The 12,033-nt window shown below is 41.7% G+C and carries 6 protein-coding genes; all 6 read right to left on the reverse strand.

All coding sequences use genetic code 11. The annotated features are described in order from the left end of the window. Positions 1-50: 50 nt before the first annotated feature. Positions 51-1,997 (reverse strand): ABC transporter ATP-binding protein, encoded by a 1,947-nt coding sequence (locus HC723_RS03995; RefSeq protein WP_190338283.1) that lies wholly within the window; start codon positions 1,995-1,997, stop codon positions 51-53. Continuing rightward, positions 1,975-2,310 (reverse strand): glutaredoxin family protein, encoded by a 336-nt coding sequence (locus HC723_RS04000; protein ID WP_153447148.1) that lies wholly within the window; start codon positions 2,308-2,310, stop codon positions 1,975-1,977. Before HC723_RS04000 ends, HC723_RS03995 begins: the two co-directional genes overlap by 23 nt. A gap of 44 nt (positions 2,311-2,354) precedes the next feature. Beyond that, positions 2,355-4,493 carry a bifunctional 23S rRNA (guanine(2069)-N(7))-methyltransferase RlmK/23S rRNA (guanine(2445)-N(2))-methyltransferase RlmL gene (gene rlmKL, locus HC723_RS04005; protein ID WP_190338284.1) on the reverse strand — a complete coding sequence of 713 codons (2,139 nt, stop codon included), beginning with the start codon at positions 4,491-4,493 and terminating at the stop codon, positions 2,355-2,357. Positions 4,494-5,282: 789 nt separating this feature from the next. Next, the gene (locus HC723_RS04010) at positions 5,283-5,828 is read right to left on the reverse strand and encodes a cell division protein ZapC (RefSeq protein ID WP_190338285.1); all 546 of its coding nucleotides are present in this window, start codon (positions 5,826-5,828) and stop codon (positions 5,283-5,285) included. Positions 5,829-5,983: 155 nt separating this feature from the next. Further along, positions 5,984-6,994 carry a quinone-dependent dihydroorotate dehydrogenase gene (pyrD, locus tag HC723_RS04015; protein WP_190338286.1) on the reverse strand — a complete coding sequence of 337 codons (1,011 nt, stop codon included), beginning with the start codon at positions 6,992-6,994 and terminating at the stop codon, positions 5,984-5,986. Positions 6,995-7,143: 149 nt separating this feature from the next. Beyond that, complete coding sequence (locus HC723_RS04020; RefSeq protein WP_190338287.1) at positions 7,144-12,024, reverse strand: NAD-glutamate dehydrogenase; 4,881 nt, start codon at positions 12,022-12,024, stop codon at positions 7,144-7,146. Positions 12,025-12,033 lie beyond the last annotated feature (9 nt).

The following is a 12,033-nucleotide window of genomic DNA, read 5'->3' on the forward strand; positions in this document are numbered from 1 at the left end:
ATAGCTTAATTCCATAATAGATTTATATCCGTGATTGTTGGATATCATCGTTAGCCCTGCATCGATTCCAGTTCTTCCCATCGCTCAAATGCAGTTTCTAATTCTTGTTCAGCAGCGTTTAAACGATCCAAAGTTAATTGAGTTTTATCGCTGCTCTGGCTGAAGAAATCAGGTTGGTTCACCTGAGTTTGTAATTGCTCTATTTCTGCTTCAAGTGCTTCCAATGTTTTGGGTAAAGCTTCGAGTTCTCGTTGCAGTTTATAGGATAACTTCTTCGGTTTATTCTCTACCGTTTGTGTTTTGGGAGCCTGCTCAAGCGTTTTCGTTTCCTTTGTTGCTTCTTTAACCGCTGTATGTGACTCTTTGGTCGCCGCAGCAATATCACCTCTGGTGGCTAATACTTGTAAGCGTTGAGCTTGAGCATCGTGATAGCCCCCAACGAACTCTTCAATCTTACCGTCGCCGTCGAAAATCCAACTAGTTGTGACTGTATTATCAACAAATTGACGATCGTGACTAACAAGAAGCAAAGTCCCTTGATAGTTGGCAAGCAAATCTTCTAAAAGTTCCAATGTTTCGATATCTAAATCATTGGTCGGTTCATCGAGGATCAATAAATTATTCGATTTAATAAACAGTTTTGCCAATAACAAACGGTTTTTCTCACCGCCAGATAGTGCTTTTACTGGGGTACGAGCACGTTTGGGTGCAAATAAAAAATCTTGCAAGTAACTTAAAGCATGGCGCGTACGCCCGCCTATTGTCACTTCCTGTTTACCGTCGGCTAAGTTATCCATCACGGTTTTTTCAGGATCGAGTATTTCTCGGTATTGATCAAAATACGCCACTTCTAACTTGGTACCACAATGCAGACGACCAGAGTCGGGCTGTAATTTATCCAGAAGTAGTTTCAATAAGGTACTTTTACCACAACCATTTGGACCAATTAGCGCAATACGGTCGCCACGCATAATATTAAAGCTAAAGTCTTTAACAATGGTTTTTCCATCAATTTGATAGTTGATATTTTCTGCTTCAAAGATGATCTTGCCTGAACGGTTTGATTCATCAATTTGAATATTGGCTTTCCCCATCACTTCACGGCGCTCGGAACGTTCTTCACGCAATTTTTTAAGCGCGCGAACCCGACCTTCATTACGGGTACGACGAGCTTTGATGCCCTGACGGATCCACACTTCTTCTTGGGCTAATTTTTTATCAAATTCGGCATTTTGCATTTCTTCCACGCGCAATGCTTCTTCTTTATCTATCAGGTATTGTTCATAGTTACCAGGGAATGAACTTAAATTACCGCGATCAAGATCGATAATACGAGTCGCCATTGACTGAATGAAAGCACGGTCATGCGAAATAAAGATGATCGAACCACGGAAATCTTTTAAAAATGCTTCCAGCCATTCAATGGTAGTCACATCTAAGTGGTTGGTTGGTTCATCGAGTAGTAATACATCAGGGTCGCACACTAACGCGCGAGCTAATGCCGCTTTACGTTGCCAACCACCCGATAGACTGGTCAATAAAGCATGTTCATCTAACGCTAATGACGTCAGGATATTTTTGATCCGATCTTCTAAGCGCCAACCATCATTGTGATCGAGTTGCTCTTGCACTTTCGCTAAACGGTTAATATTTTTTTCAGATGGGTCTTCCATCATAATATCTAATTGATGGTGATACTCTTTTAGCAGTCCACCGACTTCCGCCACGCCCTCAGCCACATAATCATATACCGTGCCTTCGGCATTACGCGGTGGATCTTGTTCAAGGCGTGATACCACTACATCTTGAGTGACTTGAATTTTGCCATCGTCCATCAGAATTTCGCCTGATAGCACTTTCATCATGGTGGATTTACCGGCGCCATTACGGCCAACTAAACACACTCTTTCGTTTTGTTGTAATGAGAAGTCAGTTCTATCCAATAAAGGATGATCGCCAAAAGCCAATTGGCCGTTATGGATGGTAATTAATGCCATTTTGTTTTAACCACACTTGTAATTCTTCAATATTAAAAGGCCAAAATAACTCGTTGACTTGAGTCGCTTGAGAAGCACTATTTTGGTTCATTGTGTCTGGATTTATTGTGTCTACATTCGTTTCTAGAACGGCTTCTAAATCCGTTGCTAAATTGATAGTAAGGACAGGAATAGTGACACCGTAACGAGCAAATAAGTCATCATCAAAAGCAATATCAACCACCCTAACATTGTCTGTTAGATTAAGTTGTTGTAATTGCTTAAATGCCATTTCACATAAATGACAGCCTGATGTTGAATACAGCGTTAACACATTCCTATCCTTTTAAAACGAAACCATTTTCATCACGTACAACATCATGCTTGATGAGTGATCACCCAGCAATTATGGATGTGCTTATTACGTTCAAAATCTAATGGACGAGTTTTGGCCGAGATATTTTCAGCTTTTAGACCTAAGTCAGCCAAACCCTCTAAATCCATTTTGAATTGACGTTTGTTGTTTGAAAACACCACCACACCCTCAGGGCGCATTAAACGTTTAAGGTTTTCCATCAAGCTTAAGTGATCGCGCTGCACATCAAAGGTATCTTCCATACGCTTTGAGTTTGAGAACGTTGGTGGATCGATAAAGATCAAATCAAACTGACGATCTTCATGCTTGAGCCATTGTAAGCAATCTGCTTGTTCAAATTGATGAGCATCACCGGTGAAACCATTGAGTTCCATATTGCGCTGCGCCCACTGCAAATACGTATTCGACATATCGACAGTAGTGGTCGATTTAGCCCCACCAGCCGCCGCATGCACACTGGCACTGCCGGTATAGGCAAATAAATTTAAGAAATCTTTGCCCGCCGACATTTGGCCTAAACGACGACGAGTCAATTTATGATCTAAGAATAAACCGGTATCTAAATAGTCTTGTAAGTTAACCAGTAACTTCACGCCATATTCATTAACTTGCAAATATTCAGAATCTTGAGAAAGCTTCTGATATTGACGCTTGCCCTTTTGCTTTTCACGCGTTTTAAGCACCACTTTGTTGGCATCCACCCCTAATACTTGGATGGTTGCACGAATGATGTCGGTTAAACGGCGCTTGGCCACTTCTTCAGGAATGGTCTTTGGCGGTGCGTATTCTTGGATCACCACTTGATCGAGATACAGATCAATCGCCACATTGTAGTTTGGAAGATCGGCATCATAAGCACGGTAACAATCGAGTTGCTCTCGTTTGGCCCATTTGCCAATTTTTGCGATGTTCTTTTTCAAGCGATTAGCGAAATCTGGTGCCACTTGCGCTTCTTCTTTATCGGCTTGACGTAGCGTTTCACCATTCGGATTAACACGACCAGTAATAGAATAATTTTTTTGGTGACACGGTAACGCGCCGTTACTGAGTTTATATTGTTTGTCAGCACGCATGCGTAAGCAACTTAATAACTCATCGCTGGCCGAGAAGATCGACGCATGGCTACCTGAAAATTCACTTTTTAGACGTGCACCTAACTCAGTGTATAACGCAATCAAACCAGGCTCGGTGCCCATACGCTCACCGTAAGGCGGGTTACAAATCACCACCCCGGTATCAAATGCTGCGGGTTTTTCAAGTTTGGCCGCATCACCCAGTTGGAATTGGATAATGTCACCTAACCCAGCACGTTTCGCATTGTCTTTGGCAGCTTGCATTACGCGGCGATCGATCTCAACACCAAAGAACTGAGTATTGCTTAGCGCTTTAAGTCCTTTGCGACCTTGTACGCTTGCTTCAGTTTTCACTTCTGCCCAAGTTTCGGCTTCAAAATCATTCAATGATTCAAACGACCATTTAGGACGTTGCATACCTGGCGCCATATTAGCAGCCATTAACGCGGCTTCAATCAGCAAGGTGCCGGAGCCACACATAGGATCGAGTAACGGTTGTGAATGGTCCCAACCGCTACGCAATATTACCGCACAAGCTAACGTTTCACGCAAAGGCGCTGCGCCCGCTTCAGTACGATAACCACGTTGGTGCAAACCAAGACCAACCATATCAATACCTAAAATGGCTTGGTCACGATGCAAACGAACATGAATACGAAGATCCGGTTGTTCTTTACTGATATCCGGGCGACCTAAATCTTTTTTAGTAAAGCAATCGACAATCGCGTCTTTCACTTTCATTGCGCCATACTGGCTATTGCGGATTTCACGGTTGGTCCCGTTAAAATCGACAATCAGGCGTTTATCAACCGAGAAATGGTTAGACCAATTCACTGCCGATGCCGATAGGTATAAGTCCATATCATCATTGCAGTAAAACTCAGATAACACTTTAACAAAGCGTGAAGCCAAGCGACTCCATAGGCAGCAACGATAGATTTGGGCGTTGTCGGCAGTAAAACGAACACCAGCTTGAACCGGTTTCGCATCGGTGACACCTAACTGGGTAAGTTCGTCAGCAAGCAGGTTTTCAAGGCCGTTAGAAGTGATAGCTAAATATTGATTCATTATCTCGGTCAGTAACTTAGTAAATGGACCGCGATTATATACTGAAACCCCCTACAGATGCGAACATCTCGCACCACTTAGCCCCTTTTATCTTGTTATTTCAGCATTTCTTTTCATTTAACCCGCGCTTTAATCCAACTAGCTCACTGAATGCTGTTTTTACATGTCCGTTTATTGACAATAATTTCAGATTTTGACCCTTTTTTTACCATTTTCTTGCTCATTGGCACTGTGTTCATTTCACCATAGTGGTTACCACATGAATGCACATTGCGCATATCACTTTTATTAATCAACCTGCAGAGTAAGCGCTTATTCGCATAGATATTCATTATAACACTGGTATAGACCACTAGAGCTTTTGCAGTGTAAATTAATTACAAAATGCGGTTAAAAGGGGTATTTATTTTATTTATGGCCTAAGTTTACGCCATTGCGACCAGTGGATTAAATCCAAATAACCGCTGATTAGATAAAGGCACACCACAACTATGTGATGCTAGTCACGCCATATTTAAGACAGCATTGGTCACTTACTCACCACTTTACGATTATCATTACGCGATAATTGCAATATATAAGCCAATAGTCTTGTTTGTTTGGGAGTGGATTAACGCTTTTTTGAAGGTAATCCCATTTGATTGAAAACAATAACAGCAACCATTGAGCGCAGCTGCCCGTAGCGGTAATAGAGAAAGGCAAATTTTAAACAAAAAAAAGCCGACATCAGCCGGCGTAAAATACAACAAGGAACGAAATTATGCAGAGCGTCAAAAAATCAATCGCGGACTACCCTACCATTGCAAAATTATCGACTTGAGTTTGTAGGTATGCTTTGGCAAATCTATCGTGCATAACCTTAATAGGCTCACCAAATTGCAGTATTTTCGATTCGGTTAAGCTGAAATCTTTCAATGAAACCGAAAGACACATACTCGCGGTTTCCCCTACTTCAACCACCATAAATAGGCCGTCGTTGTAGCAATTGCGTAGATGGACGATTTCGCCTTCTACTGGGGTAAAGTCGCCACCTTGAGATGAAAAGAACCAGCTTTTAGGTTGTACAGGTTTATGAAAACGACGGGCTGCGACACCATTAAGGGCTAATTCAGACTTACGGGGATCGGATATAGGAAGTAAATTTACCTGCTCACAAAACGTATGATAGCTATTGGCATCGTCGATTGAGAATTCATTCGCTTCAAAGGCCGTATTGACTAACATTTTTTTTGCGATATTGACGTTAAAAACCATATCGTCTTGCCCAAGGTTTAGCATTAGGGCTTTTTCCGTTTCATTATAATACCAGTTCCATCTATCACTTGGTTTTAGCATGAGCCCGCCTTTTTAAAACAAATAAAGTGAAAATAGACACTCTACTTCTTCCGTCTATCCCTTAGGTAATATTCATTTTACAAACAGATGGGCAAAAAAAAAGAGGAAAACTTAATTCCTCTTTCAGACTGAAATAATGTAAATAACGTTATTTATTAGATATTTTTGACGATTTCTTTTATTAATTCTGGTCCACGATAAATAAAGCCAGAGTAAACTTGTACTAATTTAGCACCGGCTTGCATTTTTTCTTTTGCCGCAATATAAGAATCGATCCCACCAACACCAATGATTGGGATCTCTTCACCTAATTGTTGGTAAAGTTGACGCACCACTTCAGTACTGCGAGATTGTAATGGCTTACCACTTAGCCCGCCGGTCTCACTCGCATTTTTCATGCCTTCAACTAAAGTACGGTCTAAAGTGGTATTGGTTGCGATCACACCATCAATCTTATGTTTTTTCAACGAATCACAAATCTGCACTAATTCGTCATCAGTTAAATCAGGGGCTATTTTTAATGCTAATGGTACGTATTTATTGTGTTGTTTTTCAAGCTCCAGTTGTTTTTGCTTTAATGCGGCCAGTAATTCGTCCAATGCTTCGCCATATTGAAGTGTACGTAACCCTGGAGTATTTGGAGATGAAATGTTAGCCGCAATATATCCGGCATGTGGGTACACTTTTTCCATACAAATTAAATAATCTTCAGTACCCTTTTCTATTGGCGTGTCTTTATTCTTACCAATATTAATACCGATAATACCGTCATATTTGGCTTTCTTAACATTTTCAACCAGTTGATCGACACCTTCATTATTAAACCCCATACGGTTAACAATGCCTTCCGCTTCAAGAATACGGAAGCATCGTGGTTTGTCATTACCAGGTTGTGGACGTGGCGTTACTGTGCCGACTTCAAGAAAGCCAAACCCAATAGCACCAAAACCGTCAATTGCTTCACCATTTTTATCCATACCAGCCGCTAAACCAACCGGATTTTTAAAGGTTAGCCCCATAACTTCAACGCTACGAGTCGGTAGGTTTTGACGATAAAATAAATCAAGCGGTGTACCGTGTAAGCGGCGAATATTATTAACCGCAAATTCATGTGCGGTTTCAGCGCTGAATTGAAATAAACCTGTTCTGGCAATACGATAAAGCATGCTTGCTCCTAACTGTGTCGATCCAAAAGAAAAAGCCCCTAAAATTTGGGGCGAAGTATACCTTTCTCGCTAGAATTATACTAGCCGCAATCGGTTGCATTGCGGCTAGCCAAACCGAATTCTAGTTTTAGATCAAGGTTTAAGCGATATCAGTGACTTTTATGGTCATTAAGTGAACCGATCGGTTGATTGGCCGCACAATTTAGGTTCAATAACATCAATTCTCGTAATGCTACTGAGAACTTAGCAAACTCATGTGCATTACCGACTTTAAATTCATTGAGGATATTCTCCCACCGAATTAATGACACTTTATTCGCCGTAATCCACTCATCAAGTGACACTGTGACGTCCTTGGTCGTTTTCTCCATGCAAGAACAGCCTAATACTTGCGAAGTCAGTTGACGTTGCTGCCAATCGAGATCTTCTCTGAATGTCGCTCGAGCTAATGCTTGCCAGTTATTATCAACCGGTTGGTTGTTAATCTGCTCTAAGAACCAATGCAAGGATAAACGATCGCCTAAGGTGTAATACATGGCCGAGGTTTGCTCAACCGTGATCCCCACTTCATTTGAAACCGTCACGATATCCAAAGCGGAAAATAAACTACTCAAACGTGAAGCCTTTTCCGCTAATGCTTGACTCACCCCTTGCTTAATCCAAGCTTGTGCCAATGTATCGTGCTCAGCAATTTCGGCAGAGACTAAAAATTGTGCCAAGCCATTTTCTACCGTATCGATCCCAGCTTGGTACTGCCCAACTATCTCTCCCACTGTTCGCTTGGCCATCTGATTACGAATAAGCCAGCGTGATGCTCGTCTTAAATTCCGACGTACCAACATCAACAATTGATATTGCACTTCGCAGCTAGTGACATTGTCGAGTTGTCGGATCTCAGCAAACATCGCTTCAGCATTAAATATCTCACGAGCAGCCACATAAGCATTAGTGATATCCACTACCGCCGCACCGGTTTCATCTTGCAAACGGCTGACAAAATTACATCCCATTTCATTCACCATTTGATTGGCTAGCGATGTAGCAATGATCTCCTTACGAAGTGGATGTGATGGTATTTGCGCCTCATAGTTACCGCGTAACTTAGACGGGAAGTAATTGACTAATAATTTGGCGTTATAGGCTTCATCGGCAATCTCATCACATGCCAGTTGTTCTTTTAGGACCATCTTTGCATACGAAATAAGCACTGAGATTTCTGGACGAGTTAAGCCCTTACCTTGTTTTTCACGCTCGAGTAAGGTTTCATCATCGGGTAGATATTCAAGCCCTCGATCCAATTTGCCCATTTTTTCTAACGCATGGATAAAACGGATCAAAGATTTCACCTGTTCCGTCCCTTGGCTTTGGGCGACTGAAATGGATTCCGATTGGCAATAAGCATCATCCAATACAATCTCACTGATCTCATCTTCCATACTATCTAAGATAATATTACGTTGTTTAAAGGTAAGATCACCATTGGCCACCAATCCGTTTAAGAAGATCTTTATATTCACTTCGTTATCCGAGCAATCTACACCACCCACATTATCGACAAAATCGGTATTGACTCGCCCGCCAGATAAAGCGAATTCAATCCGACCTAATTGGGTCATGCCAAGGTTGCCACCTTCTCCGATAACTTTTGCTTTAAGATCTTTACCATCAACACGTAACGCATCATTGGCTCGGTCACCGACATCGGTATTATTTTCTTTTGCGGACTTAACATAAGTGCCAATACCGCCATTCCAAAGCAGATCGACTTCCATTTGTAATAGCATTTTGATCAATTCAGTTGGGGTTAAAGATTGCTTTTGTGTGCCGATCATTTTTTGAATTTCAGGCGTTAGCGAGATCGACTTAGATCGTCTTGAGAATATCCCACCGCCTTTGGAGATCAGCTTCGGATCATAGTCTTCCCAACTTGATCTTGGCAGATTAAATAGACGTTCACGCTCTGGCCAGCTTTGCGCCGCATCCGGATTGGGATCAATAAAGATATGGATATGGTTAAAAGCGGCTTGTAACCGAATATGTTTCGATAACAGCATACCATTACCAAACACATCCCCTGCCATATCCCCAATACCAACACAAGTAAAATCAGTAGTTTGAGTATCAATGCCCATTTCACGGAAATGACGTTTTACCGATTCCCACCCCCCTTTGGCGGTGATCCCCATTGCTTTATGGTCATAGCCATTCGAGCCACCAGAGGCAAAAGCATCATCTAACCAGAAGTTGTATTCTGCCGCGACAGAATTGGCAATATCACTAAAGGTTGCGGTGCCTTTATCGGCGGCCACAACCAAATAAGGATCGTCGATATCATGTCGAACCACATTGATTGGCGCGACCACTTTTCCTTCAATGATATTATCGGAGACATCTAGCAGGGCTCGAATAAAACGCTTATAACAACGTTGGCCTTCGGCAAATATTTCATCGCGGGTAGTCAAATTTTGCTGGCGTTTACACACAAAGCCGCCTTTTGCCCCCACCGGAACTATTACTGTATTTTTAACCTGTTGCGCTTTGACTAAACCTAATACTTCAGTGCGGAAATCTTCTTGACGATCAGACCAGCGCAAACCACCTCGTGCCACTTTGCCGGCACGTAGATGCACCCCTTCTACATCGGGTGCATAGACAAAGATTTCAAACTCTGGCACCGGCGCTGGGATTTCTGGGATCTTACGCGGGGTCAGTTTTAATGCCAACCAAGGCTTAGGCGATCCGTCTTGATCGACTTGGTAATAATTGGTTCGAATGGTGGCTTTTATCATTTCCATGTAACGACGAATGATCCGGTCATCATCCAAGCTTTCTACTTTTTCAAGTTTGGCTTTAATCGTTACGATCAATTTATCTTCTGCTTTAGCACGCGACTTCAATTTAGGATCAAAGCGCGCCTCAAACAGATCCACTAATATTTGTGCCAATTCTGCATGATTTGATAATGTATCTTCAATATATTGCTGGCTAAACGGAAAGCCAACTTGACGCATATAACGTGCATAACTGCGTAAAATCGTTATTTCTCGCCCACTTAACCCTGCTGATAACACCAAACGGTTAAAGCCATCACTTTCTAAATCACCATTCCAAATAGCAGCAAACGCTTGTTGGAATCGTTCGCGCGCTTCACGAAGATCAATCTGTTGTTTGCTTTGATGCAGCATTGAGAAATCGAGGATCCAAAAAACCGTGCCATCTGCTTTTTGGATCTCGTAGGGTGATTCACCGATCACCCGTAATCCTAAGTTTTCTAGCATCGGCATCACATCAGATAAGTGAATCGGTTCATCGCGATGGTAAAGTTTCAATTTTACCGCTTTTGAATCTTTTTTGACTTCTTGCGGACGATAAAAAAGCATACCGAGTTTATTACTTTCATCTAATTTTTCTAATTGTTCAATATCGGCAACGGCGGTGCCCCCTGCCAAGGTCGCTTCTTTGTACGAGCGAGGAAAGGCATCTTGATAATCTTTGGCTAAAGCCGTGCCTTTATTTTCACCAAAATTGCTGATCACAGATTGAGTTAATCGATCGTCCCAAGAAAAAGAGGCTTCCATTAAGTTTCTCTCTATTGCCTTAACATTAATATCATTGTCATTGTTATCAACTCGCACTATATATTGGGTACGAGCTAACGGACTCTCAGAAAAATAGGTGGTAAATTCGACCTCTTGGTCACTGCCAAAATGATCTTGAAAAATACTTTGGGTCTTGATACGCAACTCAGTGTTGTACCGCTCTTTGGTGACATACACCATGCAACTGTAAAAACGGCCAAATGGGTCTTTACGCACAAACAAACGCAATAAATCTCGGTCTTGCATTTGCACTACGCCCATCCCTACTTCTAATAATTCTTCTTCTTTGGCTTGAAGCAATTCATCTCTTGGGTAGTTCTCTAAAATATTATGCAGTGCTTTCCATGAATAAGATCCTTTTAGATAACCACTTGATTGCAGAATTCGTGACACTTTATCTCGAATTAGCGGAATATCTTCTACGCTTTGGTTGTATACCGCCGATGTGTATAAACCGATAAAGCGATGTTCTCCCACTACTTTACCTTTGTTATCAAATTTCTTGATCCCAACATAATCGGTATAAGCGGGTCGATGTATTGTCGAAGCATGACTGCCTTTAGTGAGCATTAATAAATCGGGCTTTTTCGCTTCAAGTTTTGCACTATCGGAAAGGGTTGAAAGTCGGCCTGTATTTTGCGCTCGTTGTTCTTGTGTCAGTAAACCTAATGCGTCGCTGTCGGCTGATACAAGTTCGTACTCACCATCGACCGCTTGCAAGTCATATTCTTTATAGCCCATAAAGGTAAAGTTATGATCACCAAGCCAAGTGAGAAATGCAAATCCTGCCTCTAAACGTTCCGCTTCAACTGGGATGTTTTTTCTTTGTTTTTCAGTCTCTTTAATCACAGCTTGTAATTTATCTGCCATTTGTTGCCAGTTCGATACCACCAATTTTGCATCCGTGATCACCGATAAAATTTCATTTTTTAACGCACTCATTCGGTGTTTATCGGCAATACGATCCACTTCGATATGGAACAAAGATTGCATTCCTCCTTCACTGCTATTTATCCCACACACTTGACCATTGTTATATTCAATTTGGGTTGGACCATTGGCCATAAAGTGACTGGTAAGATCAAAACGAGAGATCGCCATTTTGACCGAGTCGACCAGAAAAGCACTATCCGGCACCACAATTTCGATAATAGTATGAGTCGATTGCCAACCTTGGCGACTTAAGGTTGGATTAAAAACTTGCACTGACATTTGATCTTCTTTTTTATCTGAGAGGTGTTGCCAAAGACTCATTACCGCGCCGTAGAGATCGGATTCATTCCTTTGAAAAAGATCATCGTGTGAAATATTACTATAAAGATGCTCAGCTAAATGGACCACCAACTGTTGCGAAGGTGATTCTAATTTATCCTTAATTAACTGATACACTTTCTCGAGTAAAACCGGAACAATTTTTTCACTAGATGACATTTTCTTACT

This window comes from Vibrio sp. S11_S32 (assembly GCF_014694465.1).
Taxonomy (GTDB): domain Bacteria; phylum Pseudomonadota; class Gammaproteobacteria; order Enterobacterales; family Vibrionaceae; genus Vibrio; species Vibrio algicola.